Origin of the sequence: Pseudoduganella rhizocola (assembly GCF_045984285.3) — a bacterium.
Classification (GTDB): domain Bacteria; phylum Pseudomonadota; class Gammaproteobacteria; order Burkholderiales; family Burkholderiaceae_D; genus Rugamonas.
Genome location: NZ_JBJQIK030000014.1, coordinates 1 through 22,564, shown reverse-complemented (window position 1 = coordinate 22,564; position 22,564 = coordinate 1). Strand labels below are relative to the sequence as shown.

The following is a 22,564-nucleotide window of genomic DNA, read 5'->3' as shown; positions in this document are numbered from 1 at the left end:
AAAACGGCGCCCCACAAGGCGCCGTTTTTTTACTTGGCAGCGAGTGTGCCGTTGGAAGAGCCCGCCGGCCGCAGCAGCGCGAAGCGGTGCATCATGTCGCCCGATACCGCGCGGAAGCGCGACAGCTCGGCCGCCGTCAAAGGCGCCTGCGGTGCGATATTGAGCTTGCCCGGATCCTGCGCCTGGCCGCCCACGCGGAACTCGTAGTGCAGGTGAGCGCCGGTCGACCAGCCGGTGGTGCCGACATAGCCGATCAGGTCGCCCTGGCTGACCTTGGTCCCCTTGCGTACGCCCGGCGCGAAACGGCTCATGTGCGCATAGGCGGTGGTGTAGTTGTTCCAGTGCTTGAGCACGATGACATTGCCATAGCCGCCCTGTACGCCGGCGAAATCGACCACGCCATCGCCTGCCGCGCGAATCGGGGTGCCGGTCGGCGCCGCGAAGTCGATGCCCTTGTGGGCTTTCCACTGGCCCGAAATCGGGTGCACGCGCATCGAGAAGCCGGACGAAATACGGCTGAATTCCAGCGGCGATTTCAGGAAGGCCTTCTTCAGGGATTTGCCGTCGAAGCTGTAATAGCCGCCGCCGGTCTTGCTCGCCGGATCTTCGAACCACACGGACTGATACGTCGTGCCGCGGTTGGTGAATTCACCCGCCAGGATACGGCCGGCGCGCACAAACTCGCCGTCCTGCCAGAAGGTTTCATACACCACATTGAATTTGTCGCCGCGCTTCAGGTCGGAGCGGAAGTCGATATTGGTCGAGAACATCTCCACGATCTGGCGCACCACGGAATCCGGCAGGCTGGAACCGTCCGAGCTCGAATCGGTTGCCGCGAACAGGCTGGTGGTGATGGTGCGTGCGCGCATCTCGATACGGCGCTCCAGCTTGGCCGCCGTTTCCTCGGCCACGAAACTTTCGCCCTTGCGGGTGATCGAAATATTCTTGACCGGATTGTCCTTGCCGTCGACGACGGTGGTGCGCAGCCACAGCAGGTTGCCTTCTTCGTCCGTCTGCGCCTGTACGCGCTTGCCCGTTTTGAGCTGCATGATCGCCTTCGCTACCTTGTCCTTCTTGATGAAGGTTTCGGCAGCATCGTCTTCCACACCAAGGCGCTGCATCAGGGTGGCCAGCGTGTCACCGGCGCGGATGCGCTCTTCGTGCACGTATTTCTGGCTGCCATCCTGCGCTTCAAGCGCTGCAATCTGGGTGGACAGATTAGGCAGATCGATATTCTGGGAGATCGTTGTGACGGGCAGATCGCTGGCATCTGGCGCGAGCGGGGCAACGCCGGCAGCACCGAAAGTGCATACCGCGAGGGCCAGCGCCGAGGCGCTGATGATGCGTGCCTTGCGTGTCGAACCTAGCAGATTGTACAAGCGTGAGCTTGTGAACTTGTTTATAGGGTTCATGCAATCAGTTAAAATTTGCCGCTTAAACTTAATGAATTATTGCTGTTTTGTTCTAAGTCGTTGATTTCATTGGGCAGGATTGATGGGATCGGGCATTATAGCAAAGTCCGCAGCCCTGCCAACACTTTGAGAAAATTTCGGTACAAATGGATACATCTTCCTCGTCGGCCAAAAAATCTGTGACGCCGGCCCTCCCGCTGAGCGATAAAGTCCAGGAAGCGCTCGCCATCACCAAACGCGGCGTGGACGAGCTGCTGATCGAAAGCGAGTTCGCCCAGAAACTGGCGCGCTCGGAACAGTCCGGCCAGCCGCTGCGCATCAAGCTCGGCCTCGACCCGACTGCGCCCGACCTGCACCTGGGCCACACCGTGGTGCTGAACAAGATGCGCCAGCTGCAGAACCTGGGCCACCAGGTGATCTTCCTGATCGGCGACTTCACCTCGATGATCGGCGACCCGTCCGGCCGCAACGTCACCCGTCCGCCGCTGACCCGCGAGCAGATCGAGCTGAACGCGCAGACTTACTTCAAGCAGGCTTCGCTGGTGCTCGACCCGGCCAAGACCGAAATCCGCTACAACTCCGAGTGGTGCGACCCGCTGGGCGCGCGCGGCATGATCCAGCTCGCTTCGCGCTACACCGTGGCGCGCATGATGGAGCGCGACGATTTCTCCAAGCGTTTCAAGAACGGCACCCCGATCTCGGTGCACGAATTCCTCTACCCGCTGATGCAGGGCTACGATTCGGTCGCGCTCAAGTCCGACCTGGAACTGGGCGGCACCGACCAGAAATTCAACCTGCTGGTGGGCCGCGAGCTGCAGAAGGACTGGGACCAGGAGCCGCAGTGCATCCTCACCATGCCGCTGCTGGAAGGCCTGGACGGCGTGGAGAAGATGTCCAAGTCCAAGAACAACTACATCGGCATCACCGAACCGGCCAATACCATGTTCGCCAAGGTGATGAGCATTTCGGACACCATGATGTGGCGCTACTACGAGCTGCTGTCCTGGAAGTCGCTGGAAGAAGTGGCGGCCCTGAAGAAGGCCGTCGAAGGCGGCGCCAACCCGCGCGATGCCAAAGTGGCCATCGCCCAGGAAATCGTGGAGCGCTTCCACTCGCGCCAGGCGGCCGAAGATGCGCTGGCCGACTTCGTCAACCGCTCCAAGGGCGGCATTCCGGACGACGTGCAGGAAGTGGCCGTGAGCGGCGCGCCCATCGGCATCGCCAACCTGCTGAAGCAGATCGGCCTGTGCGCCTCCACCTCGGAAGCGAACCGCATGATCGACCAGGGCGGCGTGCGCATCGACGGCGCCGTGATCAGCGACAAGGCCCTGAAAGCGGAGGCCGGCACCTTCGTGCTGCAAGTGGGCAAGCGCAAGTTCGCCCGCGTGACGCTGTCCGCATGATCGGCCTGCTGCAGCGGGTCAGCGATGCAAAGGTGGTGGTCGACGGCGAAACCGTCGGCGCCATCGGCGGCGGCCTGATGGTGCTGGTGTGCGCAGAGCGCAACGACACCGAAAGGGAGGCGGATGCGCTGCTCGCCAAGCTGCTGTCCTACCGCGTCTTTTCGGACGAGGCCGGCAAGATGAACCGCAGCGTGAGCGATGTGGCGGGCGGCCTGCTGCTGGTGCCGCAGTTCACGCTGGCGGCCGACACCAAATCCGGCACGCGCCCGTCTTTCACGCCGGCGGCCGCGCCGGAAGAGGGCAGGCGCCTGTTCGAGTATTTCGTGCGACAGGCAAAAGCGAAGCATGCTCAAGTAGAGACCGGCCGTTTCGGCGCCGACATGAAGGTGTCGCTGACCAATGACGGCCCCGTGACCTTCTGGCTGCAGGTGAACCCGAAAGCGAGCGCATGAAACTCTGGAGCGAATCCTTCAAGGATGGCGCCGCCATCCCCGGCGACAACGCCTTTGCCGTCAAAGACCCGGCGACGCACGTGCGCTTCGCGGCCAACCGCAACCCGCACCTTGCCTGGGACGACGTGCCGAACGGCACCGAATCGCTGGTGCTGTTCTGCATCGACGGCGACGCGCCCACCGACGGCAGCGACGTCAACCAGGAAGGCAAGACGGTGCCGGACAGCCTGCCGCGCGCCGACTTCTATCACTGGACGCTGGTGGACATTCCGCCTTCGATGACGGGCATCGCCGAAGGCCAGTTTTCGCAGGCCGTGACGCCGAAAGGCAAGCCCGGCCCGGTCATCGCCGATGGCGCACACCCGCTGCGCCACGGCGTCAACGACTACACCAGCTGGTTCGCCGGCGACAAGGACATGGCCGGCGACTACTACGGCTATGACGGCCCGTGCCCGCCCTGGAACGACGAGCGCCTCCACCATTACGTTTTCCGGCTGTACGCGCTGGATATCCCCCGTTTTCCGCTGGAAGGCCGCTTCACGGGCCCGGAAGCCATGGCCGCCATCCACGGCCATATCCTCGACGAAGCCCAGACGATCGGCACCTACACCTTGAAATGAGCACCACCATCCTGCTGATCCGCCATGGCGAAACCGCCTGGAACGCCGTGCGCCGCCTGCAAGGCCATATCGATATCGACCTCAACCCGGAAGGGCAGCGCCAGGCGGCAGCGACCGCCCGCGCGCTGGCCGGCGAAAAACTGGACGCCATCATCTCCAGCGACCTGAAACGGGCGCTGCAGACGGCCGAAGCCATTGCCGCCCATCACCACGTGCCGCTGCACGTGGACCCGGACCTGCGCGAACGCGGCTACGGCGCTTTCGAGGGCCTCCTGTATACAGAGATCGCCGAGCGCTACCCGGCAGACTTTGCCGCCTGGCAGGCCCGCCATGTGGAGGCTGTGATGCCGCACGGCGAGCGCAAGGCGGAAAGTTTCCGCCAGTTCTACGAGCGCAGCATTGCCGCCCTGGCAAGATGGGCCGAAAAGCACCCGGGCCAGGCCATTGCCGTGGTCGCCCACGGCGGCGTGCTGGAGTGCGCCTACCGGGCCGCTACCGGCATGTCGCTGGACAGCCCGCGCGACTTCCAGGTGAAGAACGCCAGCATCAATCGTTTTACATTTGAGCATGGAAAGTTGCTTCTCAGCCAATGGGGCGAAGTGGCGCATCTCACTCTTGCAACACTCGACGACGTGATTTAGCACGTCCGTCTGAAAATTTTCCCTATGAAAACAGTGTTTCATAACCCTTAAGCTGTACAAGGAATTTTTTCAGACAAAATAGTGCTTATTATTTGAGCAGCCCTTGGGTTAGAATTGCAGGTTCCTCCGCTCGATTCAGGAAGCTGCCCCGTGCAAATCGGACCTCATTTACTGCGCAATAACGTTTTCGTCGCCCCCATGGCGGGCGTGACGGATCGTCCTTTCCGGCAACTCTGCAAGGAGCTGGGCGCGGGCTATGCTGTCTCGGAAATGGCCGCTTCCAACCCGAAACTGTGGGCCAGCGAAAAAAGCTCGCGCCGTACCGACCATGAGGGCGAGATGGAGCCGAAAGCGGTGCAGATCGCCGGCGCCGACCCGCAGGACCTGGCCGATTGCGCCAAATTCAATGTGGACCGCGGCGCGCAGATTATCGACATCAATATGGGCTGCCCGGTCAAAAAGGTGTGCAACAACTGGTGCGGCTCGGCCCTGCTGCAGCACGAAGACCTGGTGGAGCGCATCCTGCACGCCGTGGTCGGCGCCGTGGATGTGCCCGTTACGCTGAAATTCCGCACCGGCTGGAACCGCGAGAACAAGAATGCGCTGCGCATCGCGCGCATTGCCGAACAGGCCGGCATCCAGATGCTGACCCTGCACGGCCGCACCCGGGCCGACGGCTATACCGGCGACGCCGAATACGACACCATCGCGGCCGTAAAGGCCGAAGTGAAGATTCCCGTGGTCGCCAACGGCGACATCACCACGCCCGAAAAGGCGCGCTACGTGCTCGACAAAACCGGCGCCGATGCGGTGATGATCGGCCGCGCCGCCCAGGGCCGTCCCTGGATCTTCCGCGAAATCGATTACTACTTGCGCACCGGCAAGCACCTGCCCAGCCCGCTGGTCGCGGAAGTGCGCAAGCTGATGGACGAACACCTGCGTGCGCATTACGCCTTTTACGGCGAATTCCTGGGCGTGCGCACGGCGCGCAAGCACATCGGCTGGTATGTGCGCGACCTGCAGGGCGGGGAGGAATTCCGCCAGGCCATGAACCGTCTGGAATCGACGGACGAGCAGCTGCGCGCGGTGGACAGCTTCTTTGAATCGCAATGGAAGTACGGGGAGCGGTTACAATACTGCCTCCCTGAGGAAATGCTGGCCGCTTGAACAGTGGCCGGTTGGGGCATGTAATTTAGCAGAATGATAAAAATATGAGCAAAGAAAGTATCCAGGAAGTCGTCCAGAAAAGCCTTGAAGACTACTTCAACGACCTGGGCGAGCAGCAGGCTTCGAATATCTACGACATGGTGGTGCTGACGGTCGAGAAGCCTATCCTCGAAGTGGTGATGACGCGTGCCGACGGCAACCAGTCGCACGCCGCGCAAATGCTCGGTATCAATCGCAACACGCTGCGAAAAAAATTACAGGAACACGGCCTGCTGTAAGGCTCTTTTTCCGTCCGGCTATTGCGTGGCTGTGACCGGCCGCTGCGGCCGGTGGTTCGGTACAACCAGAATTTTCACAACCTCCAGATAGCCATGATCAAACAAGCTCTCATCTCCGTCTCCGACAAAACCGGCGTGCTCGATTTCGCGCGCGCCCTGTCGGCGATGGGCGTCAACATCCTGTCCACCGGCGGCACCGCCAAGCTGCTGGCCGATAACGGCGTGCCCGTTACCGAAGTAGCCGATTACACCGGCTTCCCGGAAATGCTGGACGGCCGCGTGAAGACGCTGCACCCGAAAGTCCACGGCGGCATCCTGGCCCGCCGCGACTTCCCGGAGCATATGGCAAAGCTGGACGAGCATGGCATTCCCACCATCGACATGGTGGTGGTGAACCTGTATCCCTTCCAGGCCACCGTGGCCAAAGCCGAGTGCTCGCTGGAAGACGCGATCGAAAACATCGACATCGGCGGCCCGGCCATGCTGCGCTCCTCGGCCAAGAACCACAAGGACGTGGTGGTGATCTGCGACCCGTCCGACTACGGCCGCGTGCTGGCCGAGATGAAGACCACCGACAATGCGCCCGGCTATGTGAGCTATGAAACCCGCTTCATGCTGGCCAAGAAGGTGTATGCGCACACTGCGCAGTACGACGGCGCCATCGCCAACTACCTGAGCAGCCTGGGCCCGGAGCGCGAACACGCCACCCGCAGCGCCTATCCGCAAACGCTGAATTCGCACTTCGAGAAAGTGCAGGACATGCGCTACGGCGAGAACCCGCACCAGAGCGCCGCCTTCTACCGCGACATCGTGCCGGTGGCCGGCGCGCTGGCCAACTACCGCCAGCTGCAGGGCAAGGAACTGTCCTATAACAATATCGCCGACGCCGACGCGGCATGGGAATGCGTGAAGAGCATGGGCGGCATGGGCCAGCCTGCGGCCTGCGTGATCGTCAAGCACGCCAACCCTTGCGGCGTGGCGCTGGGCGCCAACGCCGCCGAGGCTTACTCGCGCGCGCTGCAGACCGACCCGACCTCCGCTTTCGGCGGCATCATCGCCTTCAATGTGGAAGTGGATGCGGCGGCGGCCACCGAACTGGCCAAGCTGTTCGTGGAAGTGCTGATCGCTCCTTCGTTCACGCCTGAGGCCAAACAGATCATGTCCGCCAAGCAGAACGTGCGCCTGCTGGAGATTCCGCTGGGCGACGGCGTGAACCCGATGGACTTCAAGCGCGTTGGCGGCGGCCTGCTGGTGCAGTCGGCCGACTCGAAGAACGTGCTGCAGGCCGACCTGAAAGTGGTGACGAAGAAGCAGCCGACCCCGCAGCAGCTGGCGGACCTGATGTTCGCCTGGCGCGTGGCGAAGTACGTGAAGTCGAACGCCATCGTATTCTGCGGCAACAATATGACGCTGGGCGTGGGCGCGGGCCAGATGAGCCGCATCGATTCGGCGCGCATCGCTTCGATCAAGGCGCAGAATGCAGGCCTGACGCTGGCCGGTTCGGTAGTGGCGTCGGACGCCTTCTTCCCCTTCCGCGACGGCCTGGACGTGGTGGTTGACGCAGGCGCCACCTGCGTGATCCAGCCGGGCGGCTCGATGCGCGACCAGGAAGTGATCGACGCCGCCGACGAGCGCGGCGTCGTCATGCTCTACACCGGCACCCGCCACTTCCGCCACTAATTCGTTGGCCGAGGGGACAGACCCTGCTTTCGCGTAGCGAAACCAGGGTCTGTCCCCGAACTCCCAGTCCGCCACCGAACACAGTCAGCTTGCCTCCCAGCAGCAGACTGCCTACAATCAGTCAATGATCATCCTCGGCATCGACCCCGGCCTGCGCACCACAGGCTTCGGCGTCATACACAAGCAGGGCAGCAAGCTGCGCTACATCGCCTCCGGCACCATCAAGAGCGGCGAAGGCGACCTGCCTGCAAGGCTCAAGATCATCCTCGACGGCGTGAGCCAGCTGGCCGCCACCTACCAGCCCGACTGCGCCGCCATCGAAAAAGTCTTCGTCAACGTCAACCCGCAATCCACGCTGCTGCTGGGCCAGGCCCGCGGCGCGGCGATCTGCGCGCTGGTCACGCATGACCTGTCGGTGGCCGAATACTCGCCCACGCAGGTGAAGCAGGCCGTGGTCGGCACCGGCCGCGCCGCCAAGCCGCAGGTGCAGGACATGGTCGCGCGCCTGCTGGCGCTGCCCGGCCTGCCCGGCACCGACGCCGCCGACGCGCTGGGCGTCGCCATCTGCCACGCCCACAGCAACACCACGCTGTCCGTCATCAGCAACATCGCGCCGAACCTCGCCGGCCTGCGCATGCGGCGCGGCCGCCTGGTCGGCTAAACTGTCTCTTTTTCCCAAGGTATTCCCATGATCGGACGCCTCTCCGGGGTTCTGCTTGAAAAGAACCCGCCGCAACTGCTGGTGGACGTACAGGGCGTCGGCTACGAAGTCGACGTCCCGATGAGCACCTTCTACAACCTGCCGGGTACCGGCGAGCGCGTGGTGCTCTATACCCACCTCACCGTGCGCGAGGATGCGCACCTGCTGTTCGGCTTCGGCAATGCCGAGGAACGCGCGGTGTTCCGCCAGCTCATCAAGATCAGCGGCATCGGCGCGCGCACCGCGCTGTCGATTTTGTCCGGCATGTCGATTCCCGACCTGGCGCAGGCGGTCACGCGCCAGGAAGCGGGGCGCCTGGTCAAGGTGCCCGGCATCGGCAAGAAAACCGCCGAGCGCCTGCTGCTGGAACTGAAGGGCAAGCTGGGCGCCGACATCGGCGCGGGCGCGCATCCGGTGGCCGATTCCCAGACCGATATCCTGAATGCGCTGCTGGCGCTGGGCTACTCGGACAAGGAAGCGCTGCTGGCGCTGAAAACCGTGCCGGCCGGCGCCTCCGTCTCGGACGGCATCAAGCAGGCGCTGAAGGCCCTGTCCAAGGGCTGAACTTTTTCACAAGGAGACGGCCATGAACAAGCTCTGTGCAGCACTCGCATTCGCTATCCTCTCGCTTTCCGCCCAGGCGCAAACGGCGCCCGCCTATGACGCGGAGCTGGCGAAGTCCCTCGGCGCCAATGACAACGGCCTGCGCCGCTACGTACTCGTGATCCTGCGCACCGGCCCCAGCAAGGTGCCGGAAGGCGCCGAGCGCAAGGAAATGTTCGCCGGCCACTTCGCCAACATGCAGCGCCTGGCCGACCAGGGCAAGCTGGCCTACGCCGGCCCGCTGGACGGCGTGGATGGCGCGCGCGGCATTTTCATCCTGCCGGTGGACAGCATCGACGAGGCCAAAAAGCTGGTTGCCACCGACCCGGTCATCATCAAGGGCGAAATGGTGGCGGAGTACCACACCCACTTCGGCTCCGCCGCCCTGATGATGGTGAACCGCGTGCACCCGACAATCGCTAAGCCGGCCGCAAAATAGCCTGCGTTCGCTCCGCGAATGAGCCGCCTGCCATGGCCGAAGGCTTGGTAGAATCACGTGATGAGCATTCAGACCGACAATTTCACCGAACAGCGCATCATCGATGCCGCGCCTTCCTCGCCGAACGAGGAAGCGATCGAGCGCGCGTTGCGGCCCAAGCATCTCGATGAATATGTCGGGCAGTCGAAAATCCGCGACCAGCTGGAGATCTTCATCTCTGCCGCGCGCAAGCGCAGCGAGGCGCTGGACCACACGCTGCTGTTCGGCCCCCCGGGCCTGGGCAAGACCACGCTGGCCAACATCATCGCGCGCGAAATGGGCGTGAACCTGCGCCAGACTTCCGGCCCCGTGCTGGAACGTCCGGGCGACCTGGCCGCCATCCTCACCAATCTCGAAGCGAACGATGTGCTGTTCATCGACGAGATCCACCGCCTGTCGCCGGTGGTCGAGGAGATCCTGTACCCGGCGCTGGAGGACTACCAGATCGACATCATGATCGGCGAAGGCCCTGCGGCGCGCTCGGTCAAGCTGGACCTGCAGCCCTTCACGCTGGTGGGCGCCACCACCCGCGCGGGCATGCTGACCAACCCGCTGCGCGACCGCTTCGGCATCGTCGCGCGCCTGGAGTTCTACACCACCGATGAACTGGCGAAAATCGTCACCCGCAGCGCCGCGCTGCTGAAGGCGAATATCGACGACAGCGGCGCCGTGGAAATTGCGCGCCGCGCGCGCGGCACGCCGCGTATCGCCAACCGCCTGCTGCGCCGCGTGCGCGACTACGCGGAAGTGAAGGGCAACGGCGATATCACCAAGGCCGTGGCCGATGCCGCGCTGCGCATGCTGGACGTGGACAGCGTGGGCTTTGACGTGATGGACCGCAAGCTGCTGGAAGCGGTGCTGTACAAATTCGGCGGCGGTCCGGTCGGCATCGGCAACCTCGCCGCCGCCATCGGGGAAGCGGCGGACACCATCGAGGACGTGCTGGAACCTTACCTGATCCAGCAAGGCTACCTGCAGCGCACCCCGCGCGGCCGGGTCGCCACGCCGGCCGCCTACCAGCACTTCGGCGCCACCCCGCCGCGCACCAACCCAACCGGAGACCTGTGGGATGCGTAAGCTGCTCGCGCTGATTTCTCTTTGCCTCGGCGGCATTGCCGGCGCTGCGGTGCCGGTGCAGGGCTACACGGTCAAGCACAGCTATCCGCACGATGCGCAGGCGTTCACGCAGGGGCTGTTCTTCAAGGATGGCTTCCTGTACGAGAGCACCGGCCAGTACGGCGCGTCCTCCGTGCGCAAGGTGGACATCGCGACCGGCAAGGTACTGCAGAAACGCGACCTGCCGGAGCAGGTGTTCGGCGAAGGCATTGCGCTGGTCGGCAGCAACATCATGGCGCTGACCTGGATGAACCAGGGCGGCTTCGTGCTCGATGCGGCCAGCTTCGAGGCCAAAGCCACCTTCCGCTACCAGGGAGAAGGCTGGGGCCTCACCAGCGATGGCCAGCGCGTGTACATGAGCGACGGCAGTCCTTATATCCGCGTGCTCGATCCCGCAACCATGCAGGAGCAGCGCCGCATCCACGTTACCGCCGACGGCCAGCCGGTGCCAAAACTCAATGAGCTGGAGTGGGTGGACGGTATCATCTACGCCAATGTGTGGCAGACCGACCGCATTGCACGCATCGATCCCATCACCGGCCGCGTGATCGGCTGGATCGACCTTAAGGGCCTGTCCGCCAAAGCCGGCGTAGCGCCGGATTCGGACAATGTCCTGAACGGCATCGCATACGACAGCAAGCAGAAACGTCTCTTCGTCACCGGCAAACGGTGGCCGCGCCTGTTCGAGATCGAACTGAGGTCGGCGCGTTAAGCGCCCCTAGCGGGGAGCCCGCAAGCCATAGTTTTTCAGCAGCCGCGCATAGGTGCCGTCCTTGACGACGGCCTTCATTGCAGCCTGCAGGCGCGCGGCCGTTGCATCGTCCATATCCGGCGAACCGCCCAGCCAGGTTTCGGCCTTCGTCACCGGCTTGCTGATGGTGATCTGCATGTCGGGGAAATAGCTGTGGGCGGTGCCGCTGATGATGTCCTGGTCGCCGAACACCGCATCGGCGATGCCCAGCTTCACAAGGCGCAGGCCGCCCTGCACCGTGGTGGTTTCGATCAGCTGGGTGTAGCCCAGCTTCTTCAGGTTCTCTATCTGCACGGAGCCGCGCAGGATCGCCACCGGGCGGTTCCTGAGCGCTGCGGCATCCGTCACCGGCGCGCGGCCTTCCTCACCGATAAAAACAAACTTCTCGTAGTGCAGGGGTGTGATCCAGCGGTAGCTTTTCTCGCGCTGGGCGTTGCGCGTCAGCGGAAAGATGGCGGTATTGGGAACGGTGGCAACCAGAAAGAGCGCGCGCTTCCACGGCACGAACTGGATCTGGACGGGCACATCTGCGCGGCGCGCCACTTCAGTGACGATGTCCACCAGCGCGCCCTGTTGTCCGGCTCCCTGTTCGATCGACAGCGGCGGCAGGTCGCTGGTGACAACGCGCAAAGGCCCGGCAAATGCGGGCAGGATCAGGCAGGCCAGGAGTGAGCAGAACAGGGATCGCATGCAGGTCGACAGGAAGCTGAACTGCGATTGTATCAAGCGCCGCGCCGCGCGGGAGGGGACATCTGCCCCTTCGACAATTGATTACAAATTTGCCCAAATCTTACTGAATTACTGGGCGCCTCATCTCGGCATAATGGCACCTGCCAAGTGGCAGGAAGTGTTGTAATTTAGGGCTCCCTCATCCTCCGGGGGAGCCCATTTTTTTTCTACTCTTCGCGCACCCAGGTCTGGGAGCGGCCCAGCAGCGGGGTGCCGATGTAGCCGCGCACATCCAGTTTCTTGCCGCCGTCCACCAGCTTCATCTTGCTCTTGTAGGTCTTGCCGTTTTCCGGATCCATGATGGTGCCGCCGCTGTACTCATCGTCATCCTTCCTGATGTCCTTGATGATGGCGAGGCCGATCAGCGGCTGGCCCTTGTCGGCGCCTTCGCATTTCTCGCATTTGGGGTTCTGGTCCTGGTCCGCGGGACGGAACAGCTTTTCGATCTTGCCCTGGTAGATGCCGTTTGCTTCGCTGATGCGGATCAGCGCTTTTGGCTTGCCGCTCTTGTCGTCGATGTTCTTCCACAGGCCGACCGGGGAATTCATGTCGGCCGCAAAGGCGGCGCCGGAAAGGGCGCTTGCAGCGATGAGTGCAGCGTGAATGATGTGACGCATTGTGTTTGCCTCCGATATGGTTTTTGTGAAGGCAAGTGTAGCGCAGGGAAGTGCGCCGGGGCGCAAACTTGCGGCCCGGTTAGAGGTATTGATCTAATAGTGCGGCAGGTCGCGGGTCGCGGCGGCGTACTCCGGCGAATGTTTGACACGGGCGATGGCCTCCCACAGCGCGTCCACCTTGGCGCCATGCCCGGCATACACGCTGCGGCTGACCGCGAGATAGTAGTTCTCCACATAGAACGGCACCGGCAGCATCTCGATCTTGCTCGCGTAGCGCGGCTGCGCCATCAGCGGCGCCGCGCTGGCTTCGAAGCTGATGGCCAGCGCGCCGCGGCCGAGCAGCAGCTTCGAGAAACTGGCCTCGCTGTTCTTGGCATTGTTGTCGGCGGCCACGCCCAGCGCCTGCAGGCGTTGCGCCACCAGCACGGTGGTGCGGTCATGCAGCACAGGCCCCGTGAGGCCGCTGAACTGTTTGCCATCCCAATTTACCGTACTGCCGCTGGGGCGGTACACCATCACGCGCGTGGTGACGGTGGCATGCGCCGCGTCCGGTGCTTTGGGCGATCTTGGGAAGACCAGGTCTTTCGTCACGTTGGCGATGGCAGCGGACGGGTAGCCGTCTGCCTGGCCCGAGCTGATCTCCGCCAGGCAGCGCAGGTAAGGCGCACGGTGAAACGCGACCTTCATGCCGGCCTCGCGCGCCGCCATCTTGATGAGAATGGGAATGGCGCCGTCGCGGTCCGTGTAGATAAAGGGAGGGAAGGGGTTCTCTTCGATGCAGAGGGAGAGGGTGAGCACGCCGTTGCGGTCCACCGTAGCGGCCGTGGCGGAGGCGGCGAGCGCCAGGCTGGCGCAGGCAATCAGGCGGCGTAAGGCATTCTGCATGCCGACATGGTGGCGGTAATTGCGGCCGCCGTCAATCAGGGCAGCAGTCCCGAAGGCTGCCGCCCTGAACCTGCTTACTCGGCCGGCAGCTTGGCCAGCTGCTCCTGCATCTTGGCCAGGGTGGCGCCGAAGGTTGCCACACGCTCCTTCTCCTGCTCCACCACGGCGGCGGGGGCGCGCGCCACGAAGGACTCCGAGGACAGCTTGCCGGAAGCCTTGGCGATTTCGCCCTGCAGGCGCGCGATTTCCTTGGACAGGCGCTCGCGTTCCGCCTTCACGTCGATTTCCACTTTCAGCATCAGCTTCGTGGTGCCCACCACGGACACGGCGGCCGGCGATTCCGGCAGCACATCCACGATCTGCACTTCGGACAGCTTGCCCAGCAGCTGGATGTAGGGTGCGAAGGCAGCCATGCGCTGCTTGTCCGCGCCGGTGGCTTCCACGACCAGCGGCACGCGCAGGGACGGCGCCAGCTTCATTTCGCCGCGCAGGTTGCGGGTGGTGTCGGTCAGGCCTTTCAGCTCGCCGATCCAGGCTTCCGCTTCATCGCTGATCAGGGCCTCGTTCGGCAGCGGGTAAGGCTGGGTCATGATGGACTTGCCTGCGCTGTCGCCTTTGCCGGCCAGCGGGGCAACGGTCTGCCACAGTTCCTCGGTCACGAACGGGATCACCGGGTGCGCCATGCGCAGCACCACCTCCAGCACGCGCAGCAGGGTATGGCGGGTGGCGCGCTGCTGGCCTTCCGTGCCCTGCTGGACCTGCACCTTGGCCAGTTCCAGGTACCAGTCGCAGTACTCGTCCCACACGAACTTGTAGATGGTGCTGGCGATATTGTCGAAGCGGTAGTCGGCGAAGCCCTTGGCCACGTCCTGCTCGGCCTTCTGCAGCAGGGAGATGATCCACTTGTCGGCCATCGACAGGTCGGCGTCCGATGGCGAGCAGTCCTTGCCTTCGGTATTCATCATCACGAAGCGGGTGGCGTTCCACAGCTTGTTGCAGAAGTTGCGGTAGCCTTCGGCGCGGCCCAGGTCGAAGTTGATGTTGCGGCCCAGCGAGGCGTAGCTGGCCATGGTGAAGCGCACCGCGTCGGTGCCGTAGGCCGCAATCCCTTCCGGGAATTCCTTGCGCGTGGCCTTTTCGATCTTCTCGGCCTGCTTCGGATTCATCAGGCCCGTGGTGCGTTTCTGCACCAGCGCATCGATGCCGATACCGTCGATCAGGTCGATCGGGTCCAGGGTATTGCCCTTGGACTTGGACATCTTCTGGCCCTGCGAGTCGCGCACCAGGCCGTGCACGTACACGGTCTCGAACGGGATCTTGCCGGTGAAGTGCGCCGTCATCATGACCATGCGCGCCACCCAGAAGAAGATGATGTCGAAGCCCGTCACCAGCACGGAGCTTGGCAGGAAGGCTTTCAGGTCCGGCGTTTCATTCGGCCAGCCCAGCGTGGAGAAGGGCACCAGCGCGGACGAGAACCAGGTATCCAGCACGTCGTTATCGCGCGTCAGCGGACCGGTGCTGCCTGCGGCTGCAGCCTTGGCCTTCGCTTCGGCCTCGTCGCGCGCGACGAAGTAATTGCCCTGCGCGTCGTACCAGGCGGGAATCTGGTGGCCCCACCACAGCTGGCGCGAGATGCACCAGTCCTGGATGTTGTTCAGCCACTGGTTGTAGGTGGTGGTCCAGTTCTCCGGCACGAACTTGATTTCGCCGCTGGCGACTTTTTCCAGCGCCACTTCGGCGATCGATTTGCCCGGATTGAAGGTGCCTTCCGGCGCCGGCTTGCTCATGGCCACGAACCACTGGTCGGTCAGCATCGGCTCGATGACCACGCCGGTACGGTCGCCGCGCGGCACCATCAGCTTGTGCGGCTTGACCTGTTCCAGCAGGCCTTGCGCTTCGAGGTCGGCCACGATCTGCTTGCGCGCCGCGAAGCGGTCCATGCCGCGGTAGGCGGCCGGCGCGTCGTCGGTGATCTTCGCGTCCAGCGTGAGGATGGACGGCATCGGCAGCTGGTGGCGCTGGCCCACGGCATAGTCGTTGAAGTCATGCGCCGGCGTGATCTTCACGCAGCCGGTGCCGAAGGCCTTGTCCACATAGGAGTCGGCGATGACCGGGATTTCGCGGTCGCACAGCGGCAGCTTGAGCATCTTGCCCACCAGCGCCGTATAGCGCTCGTCGGTCGGGTCCACCGCCACGGCCACGTCGCCCAGCATGGTTTCAGGACGGGTGGTGGCCACGGTCAGCGAGCCGCTGCCGTCGGCCAGCGGGTACTTGATGTACCACATGGAGCCGTCTTCTTCTTCCGACACCACTTCCAGGTCGGAAACGGCGGTGCCCAGCACCGGATCCCAGTTCACCAGGCGCTTGCCGCGGTAGATCAGGCCCTGTTCGAACAGGCGCACGAAGACTTCGGACACCACTTTCGAGCGCGGCTCGTCCATGGTGAAGTATTCGCGGTCCCAGTCCGGCGAGGTGCCGAGGCGGCGCATCTGGCCGGTGATGGTGGAGCCGGATTTCTCCTTCCACTCCCACACTTTCTCGATGAACTTCTCGCGGCCCAGGTCATGGCGCGAAATCTTCTGTGCGTCGAGCTGGCGCTCCACCACGATCTGGGTGGCGATGCCGGCGTGGTCGGTGCCGGGAATCCACGCCGTGTTATGGCCCAGCATGCGGTGGTAGCGCGTCAGGCCGTCCATGATGGTCTGGTTGAACGCGTGGCCCATGTGCAGCGTGCCGGTCACGTTCGGCGGCGGCAGCTGGATGCTGAAGGATGGCTTCGAGAGGTCCATCGACGCGGCGTAGTAACCGCGCTTCTCCCACTCGCTGCGCCAGAACTGTTCAATGTCGGCAGGCTCGAAAGACTTGGCTAATTCCATGATAGGGCGTGAATTTTTGGCGAAAACATCCATTATAAGGGAGCGGGGGTCTTATTCCCTTAAATGGTAAGCTCCTGCCTCATGTTTAAATGATAAGGAGTTGGAGAATGAAGTGGATACTTGCTGCCGCCCTGGCACTGTCGCTGAATGTGCAGGCCGCCCCTGCGGCGCCGGACAATGCCCACCTGCAGGCGGTGCAGGGCCTGCTGGAAGCCATGCAGGCCGAAAAACTGGTGCGCATGAAGGCCGGCATGGCCCGCTACGCAAACGACGCGCAGCGCCAGGCGGTCAACGCAAAGGTTGACAAGATTGCACCGCAAACCATCTACTCGCGCCTGGCGGTGCCGGTGTCGCAGCTGGTGACAGCGGAAACGGCCACCGAAATGGCACGCTACTATCGCACGCCTGCCGGCCAGAAGGCGGTATATGCCATGTATAACTCCCGCGCCAGCCTGGTCGACACCAAGCCGCAGTACACGGCAGCGGAGAATGCCGACATGAAGCGCCCGGCCTTCGTGAAGGCCCAGAAAGCCTTCAGCGAAGCCGAGCCGCTCATCGGCCGCCAGGCCTTCCTGCTGGTACAGAAGATCGCCAACGAGAAGTAAGCAGGGCTATTTGCCGCCCTTGCGTCCGCGCCGCGGCCCTTCACAATTGGCGCCCCAGGCCTGGAATTCATTGCGCGACTTGCGCGTGGTGATGCGCACGGAGCCGCCCTGGGAGCTGTCGAAGACCAGGATGTTCTGGCCGTCCTTCGCGCGGTCCAGCCCCGTCAGGCGGAAGCCGTTGTTGCGCAGCGGCGCGCAGCTGGTATTGCCTGCCATGAGCAGGCGCGCATTGCCGAGCAGTTCGGGGTATTGCTGCAGCAGGCGCAGGGCGTCCATATCGGCCACAGGCGCCAGCAGGCGCACCGCATCATCAGGCACCTGGCCGCATTGTGGCGTGTGGTGGATCCAGATCACCTGCTGCGGCTCGCCGCGCGGACGCCAGCGCTGCTCCGGCCGACCGTGCGGCGTGTAGTCGAAGGTTTCGCGCGGCGCGCGGCACAGCGGCAGCACGGCGCGCTGTCCCTTGCCGTCGACCGTGGCGCTGAGCTGGCGCTTGCCCGTGCCTGCGCCGGTGCTGAAAGCCGGCTGCGGCATGCGCACTTCGGGATGCAGGCCGCGGTAGAAGCGGTAGAAGGAATCGGTTTCGGCCTCGCTCAGCTGCGCGCCGGCGCGAGGGGCGAGAGCCAGCAGCGCCGACAGCGCCGCAATACGCAGGACAGTGACATTCATGTGGCGATTATAGATCAGCGCCGCAGCCACACGCGCTCACTTGATGGGGTTATAATTCACGCGCCACCGCAAGGTGGCAACGCTAGGGGTCCTGCACGGCGCGAGCCGTGTGGGTGAGAAATACCCTCCGAACCTGATCTGGGTAATGCCAGCGAAGGGAAGCTTGTGGAAACGCCGCGCCTTCACGCCTGCCGTGCTGCGCGTGCGTCGCCTGAACTCCTTTGCTGGCTCCTGAGCCTTCAAAGGAGCCAAATGAACGCCAATCCATCCTTCCTCGCCGCCACGGCCGAGGTCGACAGCGCCGCGATAGCGCCGCTGCCGAATTCCCGAAAAATTCATGTGCAGGGCAGCAGGCCCGATCTGCGCGTGCCCATGCGCGAGATCAGCCAGTCCGATACCTCGGCCTCCTTCGGCCACGAGGTCAATCCGCCGGTGACGGTGTATGACACCTCGGGGCCGTATACCGATCCCGAGGCGCGCATCGATATCCGTTCCGGCCTCGCGCCGCTGCGCGCGGCATGGATCGCGGAGCGCGGCGACACCGGGGAGCTGCCGGGGCCGACCTCGGACTTCGGCCAGGCGCGCCTGGCCGATCCCGCGCTGGCCGCATTGCGCTTCGAGCTGGCGCGCAAGCCGCGCCGCGCCCGCGCCGGCGCCAATGTCACGCAGATGCACTATGCGCGGCAGGGCATCATCACGCCGGAAATGGAATTCGTGGCCATCCGCGAAAACCTGCGCCGCCGGGAATATGTGGCCTCGCTGAAGGCCAGCGGCCCGATGGGAGAGCGTATGGCGGCGATGCTGGAGCGCCAGCATCCGGGCCAGTCCTTCGGCGCCGCGATTCCGGCGGAAATCACGCCGGAATTCGTGCGTGAGGAAGTGGCGCGCGGCCGCGCCATCATTCCCGCCAATATCAACCACCCGGAATCGGAACCGATGATCATCGGCCGCAACTTCCTTGTGAAGGTGAACGCCAATATCGGCAATTCGGCGGTCACTTCATCCATCGGCGAGGAAGTGGAGAAAATGACCTGGGCCATCCGCTGGGGCGGCGACACGGTGATGGACCTCTCTACCGGCAAGCATATCCACGAAACGCGCGAATGGATCGTGCGGAACTCGCCGGTGCCGATCGGCACGGTGCCGATCTACCAGGCGCTGGAGAAGGTGAACGGCAAGGCCGAGGACCTCACGTGGGAAATCTTACGCGACACGTTGGTCGAACAGGCGGAGCAGGGCGTCGACTACTTCACCATCCATGCCGGCGTGCTGCTGCGCTACGTGCCGCTGACGGCGAAGCGCCTGACGGGCATCGTGTCGCGCGGCGGCTCCATCATGGCCAAGTGGTGCCTGGCGCACCACCGCGAGAATTTCCTGTACACGCATTTCGAGGAGATCTGCGAAATCATGAAGGCCTACGACGTGTCCTTCAGCCTGGGCGATGGCCTGCGTCCCGGTTCGATCTACGACGCGAACGACGAAGCCCAGCTGGGCGAGCTGCGCACGCTCGGCGAGCTGACGCAGGTGGCGTGGAAGCACGATGTGCAGGTGATGATCGAAGGGCCGGGCCATGTGCCCATGCAGCTGATCCGCGAGAACATGACGCTGCAGCTGGAGCAGTGCGATGAGGCGCCGTTCTACACGCTTGGCCCGCTGACCACCGATATCGCACCCGGCTACGACCATATCACTTCCGGCATCGGCGCCGCGCAGATCGGCTGGTACGGCACCGCCATGCTGTGCTACGTGACGCCAAAGGAGCACCTTGGCCTGCCGGACAAGGACGATGTGAAAGAGGGCATCATCACCTACAAGATCGCGGCCCATGCGGCCGACCTGGCGAAGGGGCATCCCGGCGCGCAGATCCGCGACAACGCCCTGTCCAAGGCGCGCTTCGAATTCCGCTGGGAAGACCAGTTCAACCTGGGCCTCGATCCCGACAAGGCCCGCCAGTTCCACGATGAGACCCTGCCCAAGGACTCCGCCAAGGTGGCGCATTTCTGCTCCATGTGCGGCCCGCATTTCTGCTCAATGAAGATCACGCAGGAGGTGCGCGCCGCGGCAGCCGAAGGCATGCGCGAAAAGGCCGTGGAGTTCCGCCGCAGCGGTGGCGAGCTGTATCGCAAGCTGTGAGGCCGGCCATGATACCCATTGTATTGAACGGCGAAACGCGCAGTATCCCGCGCGGCCAGGATCTGCAGGACCTGATGGAGTCGCTGGCATTGGCGGGCCAGGCGCTGGCGCTGGCCGTCAACCGCGAGGTCGTGCCGCGCCAGCGCTGGGCGGGCTACGTGCTGCAGGCAGAAGACAGGATCGATATTGTGCGCGCCATTGGCGGCGGCTGACAGGAGAATAAAAATGACGATGAAAAAAGATGTGTTGACGATCGCAGGCAAGGAATACGGTTCGCGCCTGCTGGTGGGCAGCGGCAAATACCAGGACCTGGCCGAAACGCGCGCCGCCACCGATGCCTCGGGCGCCGAGATCATTACCGTGGCGATCCGCCGCGTAAACATCGGGCAGGATCCGAACGCCCCCAGCCTGCTCGACGTGCTCCCGCAGGGCATCACGGTGCTGCCGAATACGGCGGGCTGCTACCGCGCGCGCGATGCGGTCTATACCCTGCAGCTGGGCCGCGAACTGCTGAACGGCCAGAAGCTGGTAAAGCTGGAAGTGCTGGGCGACGACAAGACGCTGTTCCCGAATATGCCGGAAACGCTGCTTGCGGCCGAGACCCTGGTGAAGGACGGTTTCGACGTGATGGTCTACTGCAGCGACGACCCGATCCAGGCCCGCATGCTGGAGGATATCGGCTGCGTCGCCGTGATGCCGCTGGCATCGCTGATCGGCTCCGGCATGGGCATACTGAATCCCTGGAACCTGTCGCTGATTATCGAACAGGCCAAGGTGCCGGTGCTGGTGGATGCGGGCGTGGGCACCGCGTCGGATGCCGCGATTGCTATGGAGCTCGGCTGCGACGGGGTGCTGATGAACTCCGCCATCGCGGGCGCGCGCGACCCGGTGCGCATGGCACGCGCCATGAAGCTGGCCGTGCAGGCGGGCAGGGAGGCTTTCCTTGCAGGCCGCATGCCGCGCCGCTTCGCCGCCTCGCCCTCGTCGCCAATGACCGGGCGCGTGGCATGAGCGCCGCCGGCTTGCGCCGCCCGGCAGCGGCTGGCGCGGCGTGCGGAGGCTGCGCGCAATGAGCACGCGGCCCTGCGTGCTGGTGTTCGCCGGCCACGACCCGTCCGGCGGGGCGGGCATTGCGGCGGACATGCAGGCGATTACCGCGCTTGGCGCGCATGCGCTGTGCGTGGTGACGGCGCTGACGGTGCAGGACAATAACCGCGTGCAGGAAGTGGCGCCGGTCGACCCCGCGCTGCTGCGGCGGCAGGCGCGGGCCCTGATCGCGTCCTGCGAGATCGCCGCGGTGAAGGTCGGCATCCCCGGCAGCGCCGCCAACGCCGCGGCCATCGCGGCCCTGATCGCCGAGCTGCGTGCGCTGCCGGCAGCCATGCAAGCCGGCGGTCCATCGTCCGCATACACGCAGCCTGCCGCAGCGCCCGCAGCCTCCCCCGCGGGCGTCCCACAGCCCGGCGGCACGGCACAGCATGGCGCGGCGCGCGCGCGCGGGGCGCTGCCTGCCACTGCCGTGCGGCGATGCTTGCCGGTCGTCGTCGATCCCGTGCTCGCCAGCGGCAAGGGCGATCCGCTGGCACGCGGCAGCGCGCTGGAGGCACTGCGGCTGCTGCTGCCGCACGCCATGCTGCTCACGCCGAACAGCATTGAAGCCGCGGCGCTGGGCGGCGCCGTGGACACGGTGCCCCATGTGCTGCAGACCGGCGGCCACGATGGCGGCAGCGTGGTCGTGAACCGCTGGCGCCATGCGGGACTGGAACGCAGCTGGCACTGGCCGCGCCTGGACGGCGAATACCACGGCAGCGGCTGCACGCTGGCCGCTGCTGCTGCAGCCCTGCTGGCACAAGGCCGCGCGATGGAAGAAGCGCTGGACCTGGCCCAGGCCTACACCCACTCCACGCTGCAAGCCGCCTACGCGATTGCAGCCGGCCAGCGCATTCCGCTGCGCCACCTCACATGAAGGAAGCCACCATGCAAGGACTCTATCTCGTCACACCGGACTGGGACGACACCGAAGCGCTGCTGCGGCATACGGAACAGGCGCTCGCCACCGGCATCGCCATGCTCCAGTACCGTCACAAGACGGCCGGCCCGCAGCAGCGCAAGGAGCAGGCGCAGGCGCTGCTGCAGCTGTGCCGCCGCTACGCAACGCCCTTCATCATCAACGACCATATCGACCTGTGCCGCGAGCTCGATGCGGACGGCGTGCATGTCGGCGGCACCGACGCCGGCGTGCAGCAGGCACGGGCCCGGCTGGGCCGGCACAAGATCGTGGGCGCCTCCTGCTACGGCGAACTGCAGCGCGCGCTGGACGCACAGCGCGACGGCGCCAGCTACGTGGCTTTCGGCGGCTTCTATCCTTCGCGCGTGAAGCGTTACGACTTCGTGACCTCACCGGAAATCCTCGACCGTGCACGCGTCATGCTGCGGGTGCCTTGCGTGGTGATAGGCGGTATGACGCCCGAAAATGCCCGTCCGCTGGTACAGCGGGGCGCGCACCTGGTGGCCGCCATCAGCAGTGTGTATGGCGCGGAAGATACTCCCCAGGCGGTTACGGCCTTTCGCCGCCTGTTCGGTACGCACGAAGCCGGTCCGCCATCGTCCGGAGTCGTTCTATAATCGGGGCACCGAAACCATCAGAACAGGCATCGACATATGAACGCTGCTGCTCCGGTCAAACGCTATGTGCTCATCGTGGACGACGACCAGATCCTGGCCGAGTTTCTCGGCGAGCTGCTCGGCC

The 22,564-nt window shown here is 64.4% G+C and carries 24 protein-coding genes and 1 riboswitch; of the genes, 18 read left to right on the top strand and 6 right to left on the bottom strand.

Annotated features, from left to right (window positions below; genetic code table 11):
* Positions 1 to 29: 29 nt before the first annotated feature.
* Positions 30 to 1,412 carry a M23 family metallopeptidase gene (locus ACJRPG_RS22695; RefSeq protein ID WP_408002382.1) on the bottom strand — a complete coding sequence of 461 codons (1,383 nt, stop codon included), beginning with the start codon at positions 1,410 to 1,412 and terminating at the stop codon, positions 30 to 32.
* A gap of 146 nt (positions 1,413 to 1,558) precedes the next feature.
* Here ACJRPG_RS22695 and tyrS point away from each other — a divergent pair, with 146 nt between their 5' ends.
* From tyrS to ACJRPG_RS22635, 12 genes are all read left to right on the top strand, one after another.
* Positions 1,559 to 2,815, top strand: coding sequence for a tyrosine--tRNA ligase (gene tyrS, locus ACJRPG_RS22690; protein ID WP_408002381.1), 1,257 nt, complete (start codon positions 1,559 to 1,561; stop codon positions 2,813 to 2,815).
* Positions 2,812 to 3,267, top strand: a complete 456-nt coding sequence (gene dtd, locus ACJRPG_RS22685) for a D-aminoacyl-tRNA deacylase (RefSeq protein ID WP_408002380.1) — start codon at positions 2,812 to 2,814, stop codon at positions 3,265 to 3,267. The genes tyrS and dtd overlap by 4 nt, the downstream gene beginning before the upstream one ends.
* Positions 3,264 to 3,887, top strand: a complete 624-nt coding sequence (locus ACJRPG_RS22680; protein WP_408002379.1) for a YbhB/YbcL family Raf kinase inhibitor-like protein — start codon at positions 3,264 to 3,266, stop codon at positions 3,885 to 3,887. The genes dtd and ACJRPG_RS22680 overlap by 4 nt, the downstream gene beginning before the upstream one ends.
* On the top strand, positions 3,884 to 4,528 hold the full coding sequence (locus ACJRPG_RS22675) for a histidine phosphatase family protein (RefSeq protein ID WP_408002378.1): 645 nt from the start codon (positions 3,884 to 3,886) through the stop codon (positions 4,526 to 4,528). Before ACJRPG_RS22680 ends, ACJRPG_RS22675 begins: the two co-directional genes overlap by 4 nt.
* 150 nt (positions 4,529 to 4,678) lie before the next feature.
* Entirely contained in the window at positions 4,679 to 5,695 is a 1,017-nt protein-coding gene (gene dusB / locus ACJRPG_RS22670) for a tRNA dihydrouridine synthase DusB (RefSeq protein WP_408002377.1), read from the top strand.
* Between the two features lie 44 nt (positions 5,696 to 5,739).
* The gene (locus tag ACJRPG_RS22665; protein WP_008445162.1) at positions 5,740 to 5,973 is read left to right on the top strand and encodes a helix-turn-helix domain-containing protein; all 234 of its coding nucleotides are present in this window, start codon (positions 5,740 to 5,742) and stop codon (positions 5,971 to 5,973) included.
* 93 nt (positions 5,974 to 6,066) lie between these two features.
* On the top strand, positions 6,067 to 7,653 hold the full coding sequence (gene purH, locus ACJRPG_RS22660; protein ID WP_408002376.1) for a bifunctional phosphoribosylaminoimidazolecarboxamide formyltransferase/IMP cyclohydrolase: 1,587 nt from the start codon (positions 6,067 to 6,069) through the stop codon (positions 7,651 to 7,653).
* 124 nt (positions 7,654 to 7,777) lie between these two features.
* Positions 7,778 to 8,314 carry a crossover junction endodeoxyribonuclease RuvC gene (gene ruvC, locus ACJRPG_RS22655; protein ID WP_408002375.1) on the top strand — a complete coding sequence of 179 codons (537 nt, stop codon included), beginning with the start codon at positions 7,778 to 7,780 and terminating at the stop codon, positions 8,312 to 8,314.
* Positions 8,315 to 8,341: 27 nt separating this feature from the next.
* Positions 8,342 to 8,917 (top strand): Holliday junction branch migration protein RuvA, encoded by a 576-nt coding sequence (ruvA, locus tag ACJRPG_RS22650; RefSeq protein ID WP_408002374.1) that lies wholly within the window; start codon positions 8,342 to 8,344, stop codon positions 8,915 to 8,917.
* A gap of 22 nt (positions 8,918 to 8,939) precedes the next feature.
* Positions 8,940 to 9,395: a YciI family protein gene (locus ACJRPG_RS22645; RefSeq protein ID WP_408002373.1), complete on the top strand. Its 456-nt coding sequence runs from the start codon at positions 8,940 to 8,942 to the stop codon at positions 9,393 to 9,395.
* A gap of 60 nt (positions 9,396 to 9,455) precedes the next feature.
* Positions 9,456 to 10,511, top strand: coding sequence for a Holliday junction branch migration DNA helicase RuvB (gene ruvB / locus ACJRPG_RS22640; RefSeq protein ID WP_408002372.1), 1,056 nt, complete (start codon positions 9,456 to 9,458; stop codon positions 10,509 to 10,511).
* Complete coding sequence (locus tag ACJRPG_RS22635; RefSeq protein WP_408002371.1) at positions 10,504 to 11,262, top strand: glutaminyl-peptide cyclotransferase; 759 nt, start codon at positions 10,504 to 10,506, stop codon at positions 11,260 to 11,262. The genes ruvB and ACJRPG_RS22635 overlap by 8 nt, the downstream gene beginning before the upstream one ends.
* A gap of 6 nt (positions 11,263 to 11,268) precedes the next feature.
* Here ACJRPG_RS22635 and ACJRPG_RS22630 read toward each other — a convergent pair whose 3' ends face one another.
* The 4 genes from ACJRPG_RS22630 to ACJRPG_RS22615 all read right to left on the bottom strand — a co-directional run bounded on the left by ACJRPG_RS22630 (position 11,269) and on the right by ACJRPG_RS22615 (position 16,408).
* Positions 11,269 to 11,991: a substrate-binding periplasmic protein gene (locus tag ACJRPG_RS22630; RefSeq protein ID WP_408002370.1), complete on the bottom strand. Its 723-nt coding sequence runs from the start codon at positions 11,989 to 11,991 to the stop codon at positions 11,269 to 11,271.
* Between the two features lie 206 nt (positions 11,992 to 12,197).
* Positions 12,198 to 12,647 carry a DUF2147 domain-containing protein gene (locus tag ACJRPG_RS22625; RefSeq protein WP_408002369.1) on the bottom strand — a complete coding sequence of 150 codons (450 nt, stop codon included), beginning with the start codon at positions 12,645 to 12,647 and terminating at the stop codon, positions 12,198 to 12,200.
* A 93-nt stretch (positions 12,648 to 12,740) separates the two neighbouring features.
* Positions 12,741 to 13,532, bottom strand: a complete 792-nt coding sequence (locus ACJRPG_RS22620) for a substrate-binding periplasmic protein (protein ID WP_408002368.1) — start codon at positions 13,530 to 13,532, stop codon at positions 12,741 to 12,743.
* A gap of 74 nt (positions 13,533 to 13,606) precedes the next feature.
* Positions 13,607 to 16,408 (bottom strand): valine--tRNA ligase, encoded by a 2,802-nt coding sequence (locus tag ACJRPG_RS22615; RefSeq protein WP_408002367.1) that lies wholly within the window; start codon positions 16,406 to 16,408, stop codon positions 13,607 to 13,609.
* Positions 16,409 to 16,515: 107 nt separating this feature from the next.
* Here ACJRPG_RS22615 and ACJRPG_RS22610 point away from each other — a divergent pair, with 107 nt between their 5' ends.
* Entirely contained in the window at positions 16,516 to 17,013 is a 498-nt protein-coding gene (locus ACJRPG_RS22610) for a hypothetical protein (protein ID WP_408002366.1), read from the top strand.
* A gap of 6 nt (positions 17,014 to 17,019) precedes the next feature.
* On the opposite strand, the gene ACJRPG_RS22605 is transcribed toward ACJRPG_RS22610, so the two are convergent.
* On the bottom strand, positions 17,020 to 17,682 hold the full coding sequence (locus tag ACJRPG_RS22605; protein WP_408002365.1) for a hypothetical protein: 663 nt from the start codon (positions 17,680 to 17,682) through the stop codon (positions 17,020 to 17,022).
* Positions 17,683 to 17,756: 74 nt separating this feature from the next.
* Positions 17,757 to 17,859, top strand: a riboswitch (TPP riboswitch).
* A 75-nt stretch (positions 17,860 to 17,934) separates the two neighbouring features.
* Between ACJRPG_RS22605 and thiC the strand changes: the two genes are divergently transcribed.
* Genes thiC through thiE form a run of 5 tightly spaced genes read left to right on the top strand, consistent with a single transcriptional unit; the run spans position 17,935 to position 22,440 of the window.
* Positions 17,935 to 19,815: a phosphomethylpyrimidine synthase ThiC gene (gene thiC, locus ACJRPG_RS22600; protein WP_408002364.1), complete on the top strand. Its 1,881-nt coding sequence runs from the start codon at positions 17,935 to 17,937 to the stop codon at positions 19,813 to 19,815.
* 8 nt (positions 19,816 to 19,823) lie between these two features.
* Positions 19,824 to 20,027 (top strand): sulfur carrier protein ThiS, encoded by a 204-nt coding sequence (thiS, locus tag ACJRPG_RS22595; RefSeq protein ID WP_408002363.1) that lies wholly within the window; start codon positions 19,824 to 19,826, stop codon positions 20,025 to 20,027.
* A gap of 19 nt (positions 20,028 to 20,046) precedes the next feature.
* Entirely contained in the window at positions 20,047 to 20,826 is a 780-nt protein-coding gene (locus ACJRPG_RS22590; RefSeq protein WP_408002470.1) for a thiazole synthase, read from the top strand.
* Between the two features lie 58 nt (positions 20,827 to 20,884).
* Positions 20,885 to 21,781 (top strand): bifunctional hydroxymethylpyrimidine kinase/phosphomethylpyrimidine kinase, encoded by an 897-nt coding sequence (thiD, locus tag ACJRPG_RS22585; protein WP_408002362.1) that lies wholly within the window; start codon positions 20,885 to 20,887, stop codon positions 21,779 to 21,781.
* Between the two features lie 11 nt (positions 21,782 to 21,792).
* Positions 21,793 to 22,440: a thiamine phosphate synthase gene (thiE, locus tag ACJRPG_RS22580; RefSeq protein ID WP_408002361.1), complete on the top strand. Its 648-nt coding sequence runs from the start codon at positions 21,793 to 21,795 to the stop codon at positions 22,438 to 22,440.
* Positions 22,441 to 22,564 lie beyond the last annotated feature (124 nt).